Consider the following 15,683-nt stretch of genomic DNA (forward strand, 5'->3'; position numbering starts at 1 on the left):
CGGGCATCGGCAGGAACGGCCCCAGCCCCCACGGCTTGACATGCACACCGACGGACCGGGTCCGCGGCGGATAGCCGAACTCGTAGGCGCGGGTCGGCATGGTGACCACGCAACCGTCGCCGTACTCGCCCATCGCGGCGTCGGCGCCACCGCGGATGCGGAACGGCGCGCGCACCGAGATCGACGATGAGCAGCGCGGTCGGAGCCGGAGGCAGCGTGAACCACGCGTACGGCGGTGCCCCGCCAGGTAGTAGAGGTCGTCGATCAACCCGTCCAGCGGCGGCCGCGGCACTCGGGACACGTACTCCGCACCCTCAGCATCGCCGATCCCGCCCCCGCAGCGATGATCCGCTCGACCGCGACCGAGCCGTCGGCCCAGCGCCAGGAGTCCCCCGCGATCCCGGGACCCCTCCCGGCGTACGCGCGCTAGAAAGGATCTCGCCCGTGGACCGTGGAACCGATCAAAGGTAGGCCCATGCACAGGAAGACCCTCTCCGCCTTGCTGCTCGCCGGCGCCATGGGCGTGACGCCCGTCGTGGCCGCCACGCCCGCCGCCGCCGCGGCCAAGCCCACCTACCGCAGCTGCTACGACGGCACGTGCAAGTTCACGTTCAAGAAGCCCGTGAGCTTCCGCATCTCCAAGGCGCGCTACGGCTTCTCCAGGGTGTACGTCTCCAAGGAGTACGTCGGCGGCATCTTCAACCAGGACATGGTCGTGGTGCGGGGACCGGGCGCGACGGCGTCCCTGGGCGAGGGCGCCGAGGGCGAGATCCGCGTCAACGGCAAGAACGCGCTGTCGTTCCGCGTCCTGGCGATCACCAGCCAGGGCGCCACCATCCGCTTCACGGGCTGACGTCCTGACGCGTTTGCAGGCCCCTGAGCCGGTACCGCCGGTTCAGGAGCCCGCTCACCACGGCGACCCGCCTCGCACCATCAAGACACCTGGGCGGAAACCGGCACACTCCCGTCCGTCGACGACCGGCCGCGCGTACGCCAGAGGGCGAACCCCGCGCAGCCGAGACCGATCAGGAACGGATGGACGGCGCCCCGCTCGATGAGCCCGACGAGGACGTTGACCCCCGAGACGAGGTCGGCGAAGTAGGCCACCATCGAGACCAGGCCGATCACGCCGACCGCCACCAGCGCCCGCCCGAGTCTCACGGACAGCCCGACGCGCCGGCGCATGCTTCCGAGCACGATGGCCAGGACGTTGCCGCCGACGAAGCCCGCCCAGGCGCCCAGGCCGTGGAAGTCGCCGGTGCCGTCGTCCATCGCCTCGCCGGATCCGGGAAACAGTCCCAGCAGGACGCCACCGGCGGCCAGCAGCGCCGCGGGCACGAGCGCCGCCCAGCGGCGCCGGCCGAGTGGACCGCTCAGCGCGACCACACCGGCCAGGATCGTGAGCCCGAACGCGAAGAAGCCGGTGTTCATCACCCATGCCAGCGGCGAGTACATGTACTGCCCGAACAGCGTCGAAGGCCCGTGAACGCCGAGATTGCTGATGAAGTGGTACGTGTAGCTGTAGGGCGGGTCCGTCCACGCCGCGGCGGCGATGAACTCGGCGAGCAAGAAGATCGCCGGCCCCGCGATGAGCAGGGCTCCCGCGGGCCGATTCCGCCAGGACCGCCGCGCGCCTTCAGGCGCTACGTCGATTGCCGGTTCGTTTCGTTCGAGGCTCGAGTTGCCGCCGCCTGCCATGGTCATGGTCCTTCCGGTATCGGCGCCGGGCGCCGGGGTCGGTGCGGGCTGGCGCCGAGTCCACGCAGTACGGGGCACTCGGTCACCCGATAACTTCACTCACTCACTTACTACACCGAAACTACTTTTATAGTCAATGTAGTTGTAGTTCGGGACTAGGATCGGGTCATGGCTGACGGAACGGCCCTCGGACGGCGGGAACGCAAGAAGGCGGCGACGCGTGCGGCGATCGTGGACGCGGCGACGGAGCTCTTCCTCGAGCGCGGCTTCGACGGAGTCAGCGTCCGCGAGATCGCCGACAAGGCGGACGTCTCACCCAAGACGGTCTTCACACACTTCCCGCAGAAGGAGGCGCTCGTCTTCAGCGACGAGGACGAACGCCACGAACGCCTCGTGGCCGCGGTCAGCGACCGAGCGCCCGGCACCACGATCTCCGACGCGCTGAAGGCGCACTACCTCTCCGAGATCGCCGCCATGAGGTCCGGCCCCCAACGCCGCCTCCTCGCCCTCATGGAAGAGACACCCGCCCTGATCGACTACGCGGAGAAAATGTGGTTCCGCCATGAGGGCGCCCTCGCCGCCGCGATCGCCAAAGACCTCGGGCTCACGGAGCCGACCCATGAGATCCGCTTCTACGCCCGTTTCGCCCTGCAGATCCAGCTCAACGCCATCCACGAGGCGGACCCCGAACCGACCATCGACGCCGGCTTCCGCCTCCTCGACCAAGGCTGGATCCACTACCACGAGTCCACAGACCAGGCCGCATCCGCGTGAAGACGCACAAGCAACCCCCGATCACCGCGGCACCCTGTTAGCAAGGGTGTTAGCAAGATCGCGACATGGTGGCTGTACGACATGACAAAGGCCCCTCCCACATCCCGGAAGGGGCCTTCTAGCTGCGAGCCGACGTGGGGAATCGAACCCCAAACCTTCTGTTTACAAGGGCAGGGCAGACACCATGTCGGTTGCCCTCGCACGGACCTGACCAGCAGGTCTAGATGGTCGCGGTGCGGCTGCGGGCGTCGGCGTTGCTGTACTGGTTGCTGTACAGCAGGCCTCAGCCCTCGTGTTCGATGGCAAGGACCGACGAAGTCGGTCCGCGGCAGCCGATCGCCCCGCCCCGTACGGCGAGCACCGAAGTCAGCGATCGTCACGGCACCAACCGGTTACCCCCTGATATCAGCACATCGAGCCGGCCCGCAGCCTTGACAGGAAGGTGATCAAGCCTGTCCGCTCCTGCCACGGATAGCGCCAAACAGGCCGACCACGTACGAGCATGCGGCTACTTTGAGCTTGCTCACCAGTTGGTGAGAATGGTGTAGACAAATTGTTACACGATGCCCTGTCCGAACACCTGTTCTTGTTGCGACAGATCTATACGGTGGAACCATGGCGGATAAGAGTGCGATCGAGTGGACAGAAGCAACTTGGAATCCTACGACTGGGTGTGACCAGATATCACCAGGATGCGACAACTGCTACGCTCTGGCACTTGCCCGTAGACTGAAAGCGATGGGAAACCCGAAGTACCAACACGACGGAGATCCGCGAACGAGCGGCGAAGGATTCGCCCTGACAACCCATCCGGACGCACTACAAATTCCCTATCGCTGGGCACGCCCGCGAACCATATTCGTCAACAGCATGTCTGACCTATTCCATGCTCGAGTGCCAGATGACTTCATCCTCAAGGTGTTTGAAGTCATGACGGACACTCCTCGACACACTTACCAGATTCTAACCAAGCGGCCTCGTCGCCTGGCCAGGATAGCCAATCGGCTTCCCTGGTCACCCAACATCTGGGTCGGCGTGAGCGTCGAGACAAAGGCGCAAGCATGGCGGCTTGACGATCTTCGTAGAGTTCCGTCGGCCGTACGATTCGTATCTGCGGAGCCACTACTTGGCGATCTGACTGAGATTAACCTCGCTGGGATCGACTGGCTTATTGCAGGCGGCGAAAGCGGTCCCAATCATAGGCCAGTCGATCCAGCATGGGTGCGTTCGCTTCGAGATCGCTGCCTAGAGGAGGGAGTTCCTTTCTTCTTCAAGCAATGGGGAGGCCGCACTCCCAAGCACGGTGGCCGCGAGATCGATGGGAAAACATACAGTGACCTCCCAGAACCGGAACGCTCTAGGCTGGTTCTATCCTCTTCAGGAGCAGTTTCCCTTTAGAGTCTGTCTTCGTCACTCCTTCTGCATGGAGTTCTTTCCATGCTCGCCTAAGGTGCTTTTCGCGCGCTTGCCCTATTGCGCTACCGTAGACGTCCGAATAGCGATCGGCGATGACGAACGATCGACCCTCGCCTAGTAGCCTGCGGAGATTTTCTTTGATTTCACGCGCCCACTCAGCAGCTAGCGATTCTTCGCTTGCCTTGAACAACTCTTCGTCTTCGAAGAGGGTGCCCTGGGTGTCCTCGTGATACACGAACTCGCGCCACTCCTGCAGGCCAAGAGAAACAGCTTCGCCGAATACCCGTAATCCTTCTTCATGTCGGGTAAGGAAGACTAGATAGTATGCCGGCTTGTGATGGGCTTTGTTTCTTACATCGACGGTCCAGTAGCCGTAACGGAATCTAGCTGCTTTACTTAACCGTTCTGCATATCCGTCTATTACTGCGGCTTCAGATGCCTCTTTGTCATCTGCATTCTCCATCCATGCTTCTCTCCACCACTCGCCGCCACACACCTCGTCCATCCTCCGAAGGGTAGCCGGGGAGGGCGTATTGCTGGTCAGATGCCCAGCAATACGGCGAAGCCCTGTTGCATTGAAGTTGATCAATACCTCGGTCGCAGGTGCGCCCACACCACCAGGCCTCTGCAGTACCTTCACAGCATCGACGAATGGCACCATGAGGCCAAAAGGATCTAGGAATACAAATAGTGGTATGCCAGCGTTACGACGAAGAAGCACATCTAGGTGATCCTTGACATCGCCTTCATAGACCTCTGCAACCACATCTTGCGCTTCAGTCTCGACCAAGGCTTTGAGCTTCTCTAGACAGTTGCGATCCTTCTCGACAAACATGCATTCGATTTTCCTCCCGGGTGACGAAGAGCGCGCAGTGCGAATCAGAAGGGCGGGAGAGCCTTCCCTGCCGTCCTGATACCGCCCTTCTCCGGCATACCCGTCGATGAACGCGACCCGGTTGCCCTGAGAGAACTTACCCACCTTGCTCGCGAACGGTGGAACGTATTGCTTCAGGATTGCGTGCTTGAGGATTGCTGCCGCCTTCTTGTCATCGAAGAATGCCATCCGAAACCCCTCGCCGAGTCGCTGTGATGGATGGATGGCCCTAACTGTAAAACCGCAACTTCTCCTAATCAAACGATGAAGGGACGATAAACGTCCCAGTTATATTTCTTCAGCCATAACCCCTGTATATAGCCGATCCGAAACGCGTACCATAGTGATGATTAGGGGGTGAGACCTGTATCTACGCTTCGTGTCAGAAGCTCGCATCTCTGATGTGCGGCGGGGTGGCCGGGCGGGACCGGCCCGGAGAGGCCGCACGCCCGCCCGGACCGCCCGGCCGCCCGCCGCCCATCGGGCGGCGGCTTGATGACGTGGAGATAAGTTGCTTTCTGGCCCGACCGTAGTTGTGTCTGCTGAGACTCCGAGCTACTGCTTGTACGGCTGGGCGGTGGTCCAGATGCGGGTGAAGCTGGTCAGGTAGGTGGTGGCCGGCCCTTCGTTCTCTTCGTCGGTCATGTGTATGACGGGGGCGTTGGCGGCTGGGGTGCCGTAGGCGTGGGTGTTGATCAGGAGTTGCCTGTCCGCGCGGTACAGGGAGTTGTAGAGGACTGTGCGGTGGAGGCGGAGTTCGATCCCGTCGACGTCTAGCAGGGGGCGGTAGAGGGTCAGGGCGTTCTTGATGCGGGCGGCCATGACGTCGGCGCCGATGCCTTCGTCTTCTCCTCTAGCGGCGACTTGCGGGCTGTCGGGGTCGCCTAGGAGGAGGCGGACTCGGACGCCGGCCTTTGCCCGGTCGGTGAGGATGCGGTGGATGGCGGCGTCCTCGGCAAGGAACAACGCGCTGTAGGCGAGGATGTCGATCTCTTCGGTGGCGCTGGTGAAGTGGGTGCGCCAGGTCGTCTGGGGGATGGCCCATCGGTGGGGGTAGATCGTCTGGATGCCGGTGGCCACCGGCTGGCGTTTGGGGGCGGCTTCCGGCCATAGGTCTGCCTCGTCGACCTTAAGGAGGTCGGCTACGGCCCAGCGGTGGCGGGGGTAGGGGGTGCGGCCGTTGAGCCATCTGCTGACGGTTTTCGGGTCTACGGACAGGGCTGCGGCTACGTCGGCGGCGTTGAGGCGGGCTGCGGCCAGTGCGTAGCGGAGGTTGTTGTTCATGACCGGCCTGCTCCTCTCGCAGAACGACCCTGTCCTGCGAAGGTAACACCAGACGTCCCTAGACGTCCCCTAGTTGCGGTGTTCTCGCCCCAGGTTGTGGAGCCAAGCTCGACGCACCAACCCACACCGGACATCGAGGGAGGGCGAAGGTGCACCAGAGCCAGAGCATCAAGGCGCAGCAGCGGGCATACGCCGAGCGGTTGCTGCTCGCGCTGGGCGAGCGGCTGGGCGAGCGCGGAGTTACGCACGTGTTCGTGGTCGCTCAGGATGGGCGGCCGGCGCTGGACGTGACCGACAGCCGGGGCCGGATGCGGCGGGTGTTCGTCCATCTGCCGTTCTGCTGGTTCTACTGGGGTGAGGAGCAGGATGAGCGAGTCTCGTTCCTGGATATGGCCCGCGCGGTGGATCGGATCGAGGAGGCCGCCCGCGCCGGGTGGGCGGACGGTGAGCAGGGTGATCTGCGGATCAACCTGGACAAGCTGCTCGATGCTTACCGCGGCTGAGCAGATGGCCGAACGGGAGTGGCTGACCGGGGGGCGGGTCTACGTCCAGATCGCGGATCGGGTACGGGAGTGGATCCACTCGGGTGAGTTCGCCCCTGGTCAGGCGCTGCCCTCGGAGGGCGAGCTGTGCCGGCGCTTCGGAGTTGCGCGCAACACCGTGCGGCGTGGGCTGACCATTTTGGAGGAGGAAGGGTTGCTGGTCACCGTGCCGTCCAAGGGGCGCATGGTGGCCGGCCACAGTACGGCGGCCTCGTACCGGTATGAAACGATCGCGGCGTGGTTGAGGCGGCAGATCGAGCAAGGGCACCTCTCTCCGGGTGATCTGCTGCCGAGTGAGGCTGAGCTGAGGCGGCGGTTCGAAGCGTCGCGGAACACCGTTCGGCAGGCCCTCACCGTGCTGGAGCGGGAAGGGCTGATCGTGGCGGAGCATGGGCGCGGGCGGTTCGTCCGGATATGGGAGCGGAAGACGTCCCAGGACGTCTAGCCTTCCCCCGGCGATTCGGGGCGTAGTTCGCGCCTATTGTGAACCGCGTGGGACATACCGAATGGGCATACGGCCTGGCCAAGGACCTGCTGGAGACGTCGCTGCCCCGGCGGTGGGCGCACACGCAGGGTGTCGCCGAGCAGGGCGAGCGCCTGGCCTCGATCCTCGGCGCGGACAGCGACCTCCTGATCGCCGCCTGCCTGCTGCATGACATCGGGTACGCCCCCGACCTCGTCAACACCGGCATGCACCAGCTCGACGGCGCCCGCTACCTGCGGGACGTGGCCAAGGCGGACGAGCGGCTGTGCCGCCTGGTGGCGTACCACTCGTGCGCGGACAACGAGGCGCGGCAGCGGGACCTGCTCGACGTGCTGGTCAAGGAGTTCGATCAGGAACGGGCGGACCTGGCGCGGGCGCTGACGTACTGCGACATGACCACCGGGCCGGATGGCCGGCACCTGGACGTCCTGGACCGGCTGGCCGAGATCCATTCCCGGTACGGCCCAGAGCACGTGGTCAGCCGGTCGATCACCGACGCGACCCCGTGCATCGTGTCGTCGGTGCGGTCGGTGGAGGCGGCGCTAGCCGATGTAGGGAAGGCCGACGCCGGATAGGTAGTGCTCGATCCGCATCCGCATCGACCGATCCATGGGCAGGGACAGGACTTTGTCCCTGGGCACCCAGCGGACTTCGCGAGACTCGTCGCTCGGCGTCGGCTCACCCGATACCACGCGGCCGGTCAGGACGAGGGAGAACTCCTGACGGGCCTCGCCGTTGGAGGTGTAGAGGATCACGTGGCGCGGGTCGCTGTAGGTACCGACCAGACCGGTGATCTCGCACGTGATCCCGGTCTCCTCCAATGTCTCCCGGACGGCCGCCGCCGGGATCGACTCGCCCAGATCGATGGCCCCGCCCGGCACTGCCCAGTTGTCGTTGTCCGTACGGTGGATCATCAGCAGATCGCCGACCGCGTTCGTCACGATGACGTTCACGGACGGCACCAGACTGTTGGGCTCAGGCGCGGCGGGATCGTCGTAGTAGTCGATGCGCTTGCCCACAGATCACGCCTCCACGGGGACGGCCCCGTCCCAGACCCGCTCGAAGCTCTCAGCGTACGTCGTGACCATCTCCCCACCGGCCACCCTGCGCAGATGCAGGACGGGCGCGTTGGCGGCCCGGTTGCCGTAGACATGCATGTTGATCAGGAGATCGTCGTCGGCGCGGTAGATCGAGTTGTAGAGGATCGTCCGGTGCAGCCGCAGCTCGAAGTTCTCCACCCCGAACAGCGGCCGGTACAGCACGAGCGCGGTACGGATCTGCGCCGCCAGCCCATCCCCGACACCTTCGTCGGCTCCCCGCCGGGCAACCTCAGCGCAGTCGGGGTCACCGAGCAGGATGCGCACCCGTACGCCGGCCCGTGCCTTCTCACCGAGCAGCCGCACCATGGCGGCGTCGTCAGCAAGGAAGAGCCCGCTGTAGACGAGCACGCCGATCTCCTCGGACGCGCTAGAGAACAGATGTCCCCAGGCGTCCCTCGGCACCGCCCACCGGTGCGGATAGATCGCCAGGACCTCGCTCTCGGACGCGGCCACGACCTGCTCACGGGAGAGGGCCTGCGGCCACAGGTACGTCTCGTCCACCCCCAGGTACGAAGCCGTGGCAAACCGGTGCTTACGGTACGGCTCGCGTCCCTTGGTGATCCACCGCTCCACGGTCTTGGGATCGACCTGGATCGCCTCGGCCAGCTCCGCGACGCTCACGCCCTTCTGCAACAGCGCCGCGCGTAGCCGTTCGTTCGCCATCTCACCTGCTCCACAGGACGTCCGGGGACCTGGCCATCGTAGGCCGGACGTCTTGAACATGTCCCGTCGTGTAGTGATCTCGTCCTGACTCTGCGTCGCATCCTCGGTTGCGCAACGCCACAACGGCACCGACCGAAGGAGGGGATGCATCAATGCACATCGAGATCACCGTTCCCGGCGAGACGCCCGCCTGCGAGTGCGGCAACGCCCTCACCCGAGGACAGAACCGCTGCCGCAAGTGCCTGGCTCGGGCCCGCTGGGCGCGTAAGGAGCGGGCCAGGAACCGCCGCCGCAACCGCCGTTCGGAGACCCGCCGTCCGCCGCGCGGCCCGGCGCAGGCGGGGGTGGTGTGGGCATGACCGCGCTTCCACTGATCATCGCCGGATTGCTGGGGGTCGCGCTGTTGGCCGGGTACGTCACGGTCCTGGTCGGCATCCGCCGCGAGGACAAGCGGCTCAGCCTGCGTCAGGCGCCGGCCGGGGCCTCGGCCTCGCTGGCGCGCAAGGTCACCGGCTGCTACGTCCGGAACGGCGTGTCGTGGACGTAGCCAACTGCTCCTCGACCTTCGCCAGCCGCCGCGACAGGTCCTCGACGGTGGCGCGCAGCTCGGCCAGCTCGTCCCGGGGAGCCGACTCGGCGTCGCGGACGAACACGCCCTTGCCCTGCTGCCCGATCACCAGGCCCTCGGTGCGCAGCACGCCCACCGCGAGCTTCACCACCGACAGGGACGCCCCGTACTGCTCGGCGAGCTTCGCCGTGGACGGCAGCGGAGCGCCGGGCGGCAGAGACCCGCCGCGGATCTGCGCGCGCAGGTCGTCGGCGATCTGGAGGTAGGCGGGCTGCCCGGTGTGTCTGACCATCGCCCATCTATCTCACCACGAATGTTCGACCTGGCCAACCGAGGGAACATTGACAACTGAGCCAACTAGGTCAACTATGTTGCTCACGATGAACGAGGAGGTCACATGCGTTCCGTCCCGATTCCTGTCGATGTCAGCAAGCTCGCCATCACCTGCGTCAAGGCCCCGCGCCCGCGCGTGCTCAACAAGGACACCGGCGAGATCAAGACCGACAAGAACGGCAACACCGTCTACGAGGTCACCGTCTCGGTGGAGGACGAGTTCGGCCGCATCGAACTCGTCAAGATCGGCATTACCGGCGAACCGCCCATCAGCGTCGGCGACCGGGTCAACGCCATCGGCCTGCTCGGCTACGTCTGGGAGGTCGCCGGCCGGTGGGGCATCGCGTACCGCGCCAACGCCCTGCTCCCGATCCGGGAGGCCGTCGATGCGTGATGCCCTGGAAACGCTCGCAGTCCTGGCCGCCGTGGCGGCCGGGCTGTGGGCGTGGCGCCGCTACCACCGCCAGTCCTTCTGGCTGGTGTGCGGCTTTCCGCTGGTCGCGCTGTCGGTACGGGCCTCGTGGCGGCGGGTGGCGCTGGGCTGCGGGCTGACGAAGAAGCGGCAGCGGTGGTGGTTCACGACCGTGCCGGGCGCGATCGCCTCCACCGGCATCGTCCGCGTACGGCGCAGGTGGCAACGCGTCGCCGTGGACACCAAGCCGTTCATGTGGCTGCCGCTGCCGACCCGGCACGGCTGGCGCGTCACCCTGCACACCCTGGAGGGCCAGACGCCCGGCGACTACGCCGACGCCGCCGAACGCCTCGCCCACTCCTGGGGTGTGCACGCCGTCCGCGTCTCGTCGCCCCGGCCCGGCCGCGTCGTCCTCATGGCCACCATGCGCGACCCGCTGGTCAAGGTGGACGACCTGCCGCCCTCGCCCGACCTGCTCAAGGTGGTCGTGGGACGGCTGGAGACCGGCAAGCCGTGGATCATCGACTTCCGTACGGTGCCGCACTGGATCAACGCGGGGGCGACCCAGTCCGGCAAGAGCAACCTCGCCAACGCCCTGATCGTCGGCCTCGCGCCCCAGCCCGTCGCGCTGGTCGGCTTCGACCTCAAGGGCGGAGTGGAGTTCACACCGTACGCACCCCGCCTGTCGGCCCTGGCCACCTCACGCGCCGAATCGGTCGGCCTGCTGACCGACCTCGTCGGCCTCATGATCGACCGCATGGGCCTGTGCCGCCAGGCCGGCGCCCGCAACATCTGGCAGCTCCCGCCCGCCCTCCGCCCCGTCCCGGTCGTCGTCCTGGTGGACGAGCTGGCCGAGCTGTACCTGATGGCCGACAAGTCCGAGAAAGACGAGATAGCCAAGGTCTCCACGGCCCTGCTCCGCGTCGCCCAGCTCGGCCGCGCGTTCGGCATCTACCTGTTCTGCTGCGGCCAGCGCATCGGCTCCGACCTCGGCCCCGGCGTCACCGCCCTGCGCGCCCAGTGCTCGGGCCGCATCTGCCACCGCGTCAACGACCCCGAGACCGCCACCATGACCCTCGGCGACCTCGACCCCGCCGCCCTCGTCTCCGCCCGCTCCATCCCGGCCGAGACACCCGGGGTCGCCATCGTCGCCGGCCAGGACGGCCAGTGGTACCGCGCCCGCTCCTTCTACGTCACCGAGCAAGCAGCGGAACGCGCCGCCCGCACCCACGCCCACCTCACCCCGTCCTGGGACGAGATCACCACCCACCTGCCTCAGCCCGTCACCGCCTGAACCCAAGGAAGGGAGGAACGATGCGACGCTGCGCCAGCCGGCTGCTCGACACCGGCCCGGTCATCGTCCTGGCCGTCATCGCGGGTGCCGGATCGTTCACCCACATCCGCGACACCGCCAGCCAGCACGGCCAGACCGGCTGGATGTCCTGGGCCGTCGCCGTCTGCATCGACCTCACCTGCGTCATGGCCGCCCGCGAACGCCAGCGCGACCGCAAGCTCGGCCGGCCCCGGCGCGGCCGGGTCTCCTGGCCCGTCCTCGTCCTCACCGGCGGCATCGCCCTGTCCCTGGCCGCCAACCTCGCCCAAGCCGACCCGACGGTGTGGGGCTGGATCACCGCCGCCACCCCACCCGCCGCCTTCATCACCGCCGTCTCGATGCTGGAACGCCGCGCGGCGAACCCACCGCCCCCGGATCCAGTGGCGCAAGAACCGGAGAACGAGCCGGCCCTGGCACCCGCCCTCGTCGCCTACGCCCGTCGCATCGCCGACGACCACCAGGCCAAGCACGGCAAACCCATCACCAGCGACGCCCTCCGCACCCACCTGGGCGTCTCGCACCAACTCGCCACCGACCTGATGCGCACCCTGCGCACCACCTGAAAGGAGAGCCCGCCATGCGCATCCGCATAGACGGCACCCGAGCCGAGATCGTGGACGCCCTGTTCCGCCTGCGCCTGCACTTCACCGTCATCGGCGTCTCCCGCGCCTACCCCGACCGCGCCCGCCCGCACCACTGGCGCGTCTACCTCACCACCACCGCCAGGAAGCCGCCGACATGACCGAGCAGGTGATCCACTACCGCTGCTGCACCTGCAACGGCACCGGTATCGACCCTGACAACGCCCGCTGCCGTGACTGCGACGGCACCGGCATCGACAACCACGGCGCCTGAAAAGCGCAGCGCCCTCGGCCTGGCCGCACATCCGCCAAGACGCCTGCCAGGTCGAGGGCCGTCCCTTCACCCGTACGAGCGAAAGGAGGACTCCATCTTGCCCACAACCCACGCCACCGCGCACGCCAAAGCGGGCATGATCGCCCGCCTGAACAGCCCCGACTACGACCGCTGGGCCGGCCAGATCCGCGCCACCGGCGGCTGCCGCCAGCCCATCCACCTACGCGGCAAGATCGACCACTACGACCGCGCCACAGGCCGGCTCCTGCACCGCTACACCACCAAGCACGAGCCAGACGGCGTCCTCCGCATCCCCTGCAAAACCCGCCGCGCCTCCCGCTGCCCCACCTGCGCCGAGACGTACAGAGCCGACACCTACCACCTGATCCGCGCCGGCCTGGTCGGCGGCAAAGGCGTCCCGGAAACGGTCGCCACCCACCCAACCCTGTTCATCACCCTGACCGCACCCAGCTTCGGCGCAGTCCACACCCACCACGAGAGGAACGGCAAGCCCCAGCCCTGCCACCCACGCCGCAACGCACGGACCTGCCCGCACGGCATGGTGATGTCCTGCACCGCCCGCCACAGCAAGAACGATCCCCGCCTCGGCGAACCACTGTGCCCCGACTGCTACGACTACACCGGCACCGTCCTGTTCAACGCCCTGGCCCCGCTGCTGTGGAAGCGCTTCGCCGACTCCGCACGCCGCCACCTGGCCAAACAAGGCGGCCTGCCCCTGAAGGACCTGCGCCACCACCTGACCCTCTCCTTCGCCAAAGTCGCCGAATACCAGCGACGCGGCGTCGTCCACTTCCACGCCGTCATCCGCCTGGACGGCCCCGGCGGCCCCACAGCACCCCCACCACCCTGGGCCACGCAAGAAGCCCTAACAGAAGCGATCAACCACGCCGCGAAGGCCGTCACCGCGAAGGTTCCGGCCTATGCCGACCACCCCGAACGCACCCTGCGCTGGGGCGACCAACTCGACATCCGCCCCATCACCATGAACGGCGACCTCACCGACCAGACCGTGGCCGGCTACATCGCCAAGTACGCCACCAAGGCCGCCGAATGCGTCGGCACCCTGGACCACCGCATCAACCCGCTCGACAACCTGGAGGCGTACAACCTCCGCGCCCACGCCCGCCGCCTCATCACCACCTGCCTGCAGCTAAGCAAAGAGCCGGCCCTAGCAGACCTCCGCCTCGCCGACTGGGCCCACATGCTCGGCTTCCGCGGCCACTTCTCCACCCGCTCCCGCCACTACTCGACCACCCTCGGCGACATCCGCGCCGACCGCGAACACCACGCCCGCACCGAAGACATCACCACCGGCCGCCTCCCGCTGTTCGACGACGACACCGTCCTCGTCATCGCCGAATGGCACTACGCCGGCAAGGGCCACCCACCCGGCGACCAACTCCTCGCCGCCGCCCTCACCGGCACTCGCCTCGGAGGCGCCCATGACCTCTGAGCTGCTCACCGTCCCGCAAGCCATGGCCGCCCTGAAGGTCAGCCGCTGGACGCTCTACAACCTCATCCGCTCCGGCGAGCTCCGCTCCATCGTCGTCGGCACCCGCTGCCGCCGCATCCCCGCCACCGCCCTGAACGACTACGTCACCCGACTCTGCGAGGAGGCCGTCTGATGCCCACCAAGACCACCTCAGCCTCCGCAGACGAGCCCCGCCGTCCACGCAAGAGCCGCCGGACCCGCGCCAACAACGAAGGCTCGATCTTCCCGTACAAGAACGGCTGGGCAGGCTATGTCTGGGTCACCACCCCGGAGGGGAAGCGGACCCGCAAGTGGACGTACGGCAAGACCCGCGAAGAGACCCACGAGAAATGGCTCAAGCTCCACGAACAGGCACGCAAGGGACCCGTGGCCACCAAGCACGAGACCGTGGGTGCGTTCCTCCGACGCTGGCTCACCGAGGTCGTCGAGCCCAACCGTGAGCCGACCACGTACGTCGCGTATGAGCCGCTGGTCCGGCTCTACCTGATCCCCGGTTTGGGGAAGAAGCGACTCGACAAACTGACCGTCCGCGACGTGCAAGCCTGGCTCAACACCCTGCCCACCCTTTGCACCTGCTGCGACCAGAAGAAGGATCACAAGCGTCCGGAGGGCAAGCGCCGGTGCTGCGCCATTGGGAAGTGCTGCCAGAGCTACCCGGCCCGGTACACCATCATCGGCATTCGCCGTACCCTCCGAGCCGCTCTCAGCCACGCCATCCGCGAGGAACTGATTTCGAAGAACGTCGCTGCCCTAACCACCCTGCCCAGCACTACCAAGACCAAGAAGAAGCGGCTCCAGATCGTCTGGAGCGTGGACGAGGCCCGTCGATTCCTTGAGCACGTCCGGGACGACCCGCTGTACGCCGCATACGTGCTCATCCTCGTCCTAGGCCTGCGCCGTGGTGAGGTCCTCGGCCTGGCCTGGGACTGCGTGGACCTGGAGGGTGAGGAGATCCACATCGCCCGCCAACTCACCAGGGTCGGCGGGCAACTCCTCCACCGTGACAAAGTCAAGATCGATGACTCGCCAACTTCCCTCCCTCTCCTGGGCCTGTGCATCTCAGCTCTGAAACAGCGCAGGGAAGTACAGGATCAGGCACGAGAGAAGGCCGGCGACAGGTGGAAGGACTCGGGCCTGGTCTTCACCACGAGATACGGCACGCCCATCGAACCACGGAACTTCAACCGCGCCTTCGAAGCGCACTGCAAGAACGCCGGTGTCCCGCGCATCCGCGTCCACGACACCCGCCACACCTGCGCCTCGCTCCTGGCAGCACTCGACGTCCATCCGCGCGTGGCGATGCGCATCCTCAGGCACTCACAGATCAGCGTGACCATGAACGTTTACACCCAGATCGCAAGCCCGGAAACCCGAAAGGCCCTCTACAAGCTCAATCAAAGCCTTGACGGCTGAGCCGCTCCGGGACAGTGTGGCCTCTCATGACTACGAGAGGCCACGCTTCGTGTCTGTTGAGCGACAGCAACGCTCGACATGCCATCCCAACTGTCCATCATGCACCTATTGACCTTTTTGCTAGGAAACAGGTCCTGGCCTGCACAGTTGGGATGCCCTTCCTCTCTTGACAACGCGGGAGATGGAACATCTGCGACAGGGCAAAGCGCCGTGCAGAAGCAAGCAGAAGATCTGTGAGATGCCAATCCAGTGCCCGAACTGTGGCCACACGATCTACCAGCGCCGCACCGTCAGGCGCCGTGCCATCGACCCGAGCGTGCTCGGTGAACGTCCCCCTCTGTTCGAGGAAGGCGGCTGGCTTACTACCGAGCAGGTGGCAGCCGACTTGCACATCAAGCCCAACAGCCTGACGAGCATGGTC

The 15,683-nt window shown here is 66.3% G+C and carries 21 protein-coding genes; 15 read left to right on the forward strand and 6 right to left on the reverse strand.

The window, feature by feature from the left end:
• Positions 1-475 precede the first annotated feature (475 nt).
• Positions 476-853 (forward strand): hypothetical protein, encoded by a 378-nt coding sequence (locus ACGFIM_RS14010; RefSeq protein WP_393199917.1) that lies wholly within the window; start codon positions 476-478, stop codon positions 851-853.
• An 80-nt stretch (positions 854-933) separates the two neighbouring features.
• Here the strand turns inward: ACGFIM_RS14010 and ACGFIM_RS14015 are convergent, their stop codons facing one another.
• Positions 934-1,653 carry a DUF998 domain-containing protein gene (locus ACGFIM_RS14015; RefSeq protein ID WP_393202542.1) on the reverse strand — a complete coding sequence of 240 codons (720 nt, stop codon included), beginning with the start codon at positions 1,651-1,653 and terminating at the stop codon, positions 934-936.
• Positions 1,654-1,866: 213 nt separating this feature from the next.
• Between ACGFIM_RS14015 and ACGFIM_RS14020 the strand changes: the two genes are divergently transcribed.
• Both ACGFIM_RS14020 and ACGFIM_RS14025 read left to right on the forward strand, forming a co-directional pair.
• Entirely contained in the window at positions 1,867-2,472 is a 606-nt protein-coding gene (locus ACGFIM_RS14020; protein WP_393199919.1) for a TetR/AcrR family transcriptional regulator, read from the forward strand.
• 615 nt (positions 2,473-3,087) lie between these two features.
• Positions 3,088-3,870 carry a DUF5131 family protein gene (locus ACGFIM_RS14025; protein ID WP_393199921.1) on the forward strand — a complete coding sequence of 261 codons (783 nt, stop codon included), beginning with the start codon at positions 3,088-3,090 and terminating at the stop codon, positions 3,868-3,870.
• Here ACGFIM_RS14025 and tcmP read toward each other — a convergent pair.
• Together tcmP and ACGFIM_RS14035 are read right to left on the reverse strand one after the other, a co-directional pair.
• On the reverse strand, positions 3,830-4,951 hold the full coding sequence (tcmP, locus tag ACGFIM_RS14030) for a three-Cys-motif partner protein TcmP (RefSeq protein WP_393199923.1): 1,122 nt from the start codon (positions 4,949-4,951) through the stop codon (positions 3,830-3,832). The two genes, ACGFIM_RS14025 and tcmP, sit on opposite strands and share 41 nt — an antisense overlap.
• Positions 4,952-5,317: 366 nt before the next feature.
• Positions 5,318-6,046: an XRE family transcriptional regulator gene (locus tag ACGFIM_RS14035; RefSeq protein ID WP_393199925.1), complete on the reverse strand. Its 729-nt coding sequence runs from the start codon at positions 6,044-6,046 to the stop codon at positions 5,318-5,320.
• 149 nt (positions 6,047-6,195) lie between these two features.
• Here ACGFIM_RS14035 and ACGFIM_RS14040 point away from each other — a divergent pair, with 149 nt between their 5' ends.
• From ACGFIM_RS14040 to ACGFIM_RS14050, 3 genes are read left to right on the forward strand one after another with little or no spacing between them, the layout of a single operon-like run.
• Entirely contained in the window at positions 6,196-6,549 is a 354-nt protein-coding gene (locus tag ACGFIM_RS14040) for a hypothetical protein (RefSeq protein WP_393199927.1), read from the forward strand.
• The gene (locus tag ACGFIM_RS14045; protein WP_393199929.1) at positions 6,533-7,033 is read left to right on the forward strand and encodes a GntR family transcriptional regulator; all 501 of its coding nucleotides are present in this window, start codon (positions 6,533-6,535) and stop codon (positions 7,031-7,033) included. The genes ACGFIM_RS14040 and ACGFIM_RS14045 overlap by 17 nt, the downstream gene beginning before the upstream one ends.
• Before the next feature lie 47 nt (positions 7,034-7,080).
• The gene (locus ACGFIM_RS14050; RefSeq protein WP_393199931.1) at positions 7,081-7,647 is read left to right on the forward strand and encodes an HD domain-containing protein; all 567 of its coding nucleotides are present in this window, start codon (positions 7,081-7,083) and stop codon (positions 7,645-7,647) included.
• Here ACGFIM_RS14050 and ACGFIM_RS14055 read toward each other — a convergent pair.
• Both ACGFIM_RS14055 and ACGFIM_RS14060 read right to left on the reverse strand, forming a co-directional pair.
• Positions 7,615-8,091 carry an NUDIX hydrolase gene (locus ACGFIM_RS14055; RefSeq protein ID WP_393199933.1) on the reverse strand — a complete coding sequence of 159 codons (477 nt, stop codon included), beginning with the start codon at positions 8,089-8,091 and terminating at the stop codon, positions 7,615-7,617. The genes ACGFIM_RS14050 and ACGFIM_RS14055 overlap by 33 nt on opposite strands.
• Before the next feature lie 3 nt (positions 8,092-8,094).
• Entirely contained in the window at positions 8,095-8,835 is a 741-nt protein-coding gene (locus ACGFIM_RS14060; RefSeq protein ID WP_393199935.1) for an XRE family transcriptional regulator, read from the reverse strand.
• Positions 8,836-8,987: 152 nt separating this feature from the next.
• Here ACGFIM_RS14060 and ACGFIM_RS14065 point away from each other — a divergent pair, with 152 nt between their 5' ends.
• Both ACGFIM_RS14065 and ACGFIM_RS14070 read left to right on the forward strand, forming a co-directional pair.
• Complete coding sequence (locus tag ACGFIM_RS14065) at positions 8,988-9,194, forward strand: hypothetical protein (RefSeq protein WP_393199937.1); 207 nt, start codon at positions 8,988-8,990, stop codon at positions 9,192-9,194.
• The gene (locus tag ACGFIM_RS14070) at positions 9,191-9,382 is read left to right on the forward strand and encodes a hypothetical protein (RefSeq protein ID WP_393199939.1); all 192 of its coding nucleotides are present in this window, start codon (positions 9,191-9,193) and stop codon (positions 9,380-9,382) included. The genes ACGFIM_RS14065 and ACGFIM_RS14070 overlap by 4 nt, the downstream gene beginning before the upstream one ends.
• On the opposite strand, the gene ACGFIM_RS14075 is transcribed toward ACGFIM_RS14070, so the two are convergent.
• Entirely contained in the window at positions 9,342-9,695 is a 354-nt protein-coding gene (locus tag ACGFIM_RS14075) for a GntR family transcriptional regulator (protein ID WP_393199941.1), read from the reverse strand. The two genes, ACGFIM_RS14070 and ACGFIM_RS14075, sit on opposite strands and share 41 nt — an antisense overlap.
• A gap of 105 nt (positions 9,696-9,800) precedes the next feature.
• On the opposite strand from ACGFIM_RS14075, the gene ACGFIM_RS14080 reads away from it, so the two are divergent.
• From ACGFIM_RS14080 to xerC, 7 genes are all read left to right on the forward strand, one after another.
• Entirely contained in the window at positions 9,801-10,130 is a 330-nt protein-coding gene (locus ACGFIM_RS14080; protein ID WP_393199943.1) for a hypothetical protein, read from the forward strand.
• Positions 10,123-11,442, forward strand: a complete 1,320-nt coding sequence (locus tag ACGFIM_RS14085; protein ID WP_393199945.1) for an FtsK/SpoIIIE domain-containing protein — start codon at positions 10,123-10,125, stop codon at positions 11,440-11,442. The genes ACGFIM_RS14080 and ACGFIM_RS14085 overlap by 8 nt, the downstream gene beginning before the upstream one ends.
• Positions 11,443-11,462: 20 nt before the next feature.
• Positions 11,463-12,044: a DUF2637 domain-containing protein gene (locus ACGFIM_RS14090; RefSeq protein ID WP_393199947.1), complete on the forward strand. Its 582-nt coding sequence runs from the start codon at positions 11,463-11,465 to the stop codon at positions 12,042-12,044.
• Between the two features lie 14 nt (positions 12,045-12,058).
• On the forward strand, positions 12,059-12,223 hold the full coding sequence (locus tag ACGFIM_RS14095; protein ID WP_393199949.1) for a hypothetical protein: 165 nt from the start codon (positions 12,059-12,061) through the stop codon (positions 12,221-12,223).
• Between the two features lie 210 nt (positions 12,224-12,433).
• A complete protein-coding gene (locus ACGFIM_RS14100; protein ID WP_393199951.1) occupies positions 12,434-13,810 on the forward strand; it encodes a replication initiator in 1,377 nt (458 codons plus the stop codon).
• Positions 13,800-13,982, forward strand: coding sequence for a helix-turn-helix transcriptional regulator (locus ACGFIM_RS14105; protein WP_393199953.1), 183 nt, complete (start codon positions 13,800-13,802; stop codon positions 13,980-13,982). The genes ACGFIM_RS14100 and ACGFIM_RS14105 overlap by 11 nt, the downstream gene beginning before the upstream one ends.
• A complete protein-coding gene (gene xerC / locus ACGFIM_RS14110; RefSeq protein WP_393199955.1) occupies positions 13,982-15,262 on the forward strand; it encodes a tyrosine recombinase XerC in 1,281 nt (426 codons plus the stop codon). The genes ACGFIM_RS14105 and xerC overlap by 1 nt, the downstream gene beginning before the upstream one ends.
• Positions 15,263-15,683 lie beyond the last annotated feature (421 nt).

It is taken from the genome of Nonomuraea sp. NPDC049309 (genome assembly GCF_043196965.1).
Classification (GTDB): domain Bacteria; phylum Actinomycetota; class Actinomycetes; order Streptosporangiales; family Streptosporangiaceae; genus Nonomuraea; species Nonomuraea fastidiosa.

Excerpts from the sequence above, each read along its gene's own strand:
- ACGFIM_RS14090 (WP_393199947.1), top strand. The coding sequence starts at position 11,463 with ATGCGACGCTGCGCCAGCCGGCTGCTCGACACCGGCCCGGTCATCGTC.
- ACGFIM_RS14060 (WP_393199935.1), bottom strand. The coding sequence starts at position 8,835 with ATGGCGAACGAACGGCTACGCGCGGCGCTGTTGCAGAAGGGCGTGAGC.
- ACGFIM_RS14020 (WP_393199919.1), top strand. The coding sequence starts at position 1,867 with ATGGCTGACGGAACGGCCCTCGGACGGCGGGAACGCAAGAAGGCGGCG.
- tcmP (WP_393199923.1), bottom strand. The coding sequence starts at position 4,951 with ATGGCATTCTTCGATGACAAGAAGGCGGCAGCAATCCTCAAGCACGCA.
- ACGFIM_RS14075 (WP_393199941.1), bottom strand. The coding sequence starts at position 9,695 with ATGGTCAGACACACCGGGCAGCCCGCCTACCTCCAGATCGCCGACGAC.
- ACGFIM_RS14095 (WP_393199949.1), top strand. The coding sequence starts at position 12,059 with ATGCGCATCCGCATAGACGGCACCCGAGCCGAGATCGTGGACGCCCTG.
- xerC (WP_393199955.1), top strand. The coding sequence starts at position 13,982 with ATGCCCACCAAGACCACCTCAGCCTCCGCAGACGAGCCCCGCCGTCCA.
- ACGFIM_RS14035 (WP_393199925.1), bottom strand. The coding sequence starts at position 6,046 with ATGAACAACAACCTCCGCTACGCACTGGCCGCAGCCCGCCTCAACGCC.
- ACGFIM_RS14025 (WP_393199921.1), top strand. The coding sequence starts at position 3,088 with ATGGCGGATAAGAGTGCGATCGAGTGGACAGAAGCAACTTGGAATCCT.
- ACGFIM_RS14085 (WP_393199945.1), top strand. The coding sequence starts at position 10,123 with ATGCGTGATGCCCTGGAAACGCTCGCAGTCCTGGCCGCCGTGGCGGCC.
- ACGFIM_RS14080 (WP_393199943.1), top strand. The coding sequence starts at position 9,801 with ATGCGTTCCGTCCCGATTCCTGTCGATGTCAGCAAGCTCGCCATCACC.
- ACGFIM_RS14010 (WP_393199917.1), top strand. The coding sequence starts at position 476 with ATGCACAGGAAGACCCTCTCCGCCTTGCTGCTCGCCGGCGCCATGGGC.
- ACGFIM_RS14065 (WP_393199937.1), top strand. The coding sequence starts at position 8,988 with ATGCACATCGAGATCACCGTTCCCGGCGAGACGCCCGCCTGCGAGTGC.
- ACGFIM_RS14105 (WP_393199953.1), top strand. The coding sequence starts at position 13,800 with ATGACCTCTGAGCTGCTCACCGTCCCGCAAGCCATGGCCGCCCTGAAG.
- ACGFIM_RS14045 (WP_393199929.1), top strand. The coding sequence starts at position 6,533 with ATGCTTACCGCGGCTGAGCAGATGGCCGAACGGGAGTGGCTGACCGGG.
- ACGFIM_RS14070 (WP_393199939.1), top strand. The coding sequence starts at position 9,191 with ATGACCGCGCTTCCACTGATCATCGCCGGATTGCTGGGGGTCGCGCTG.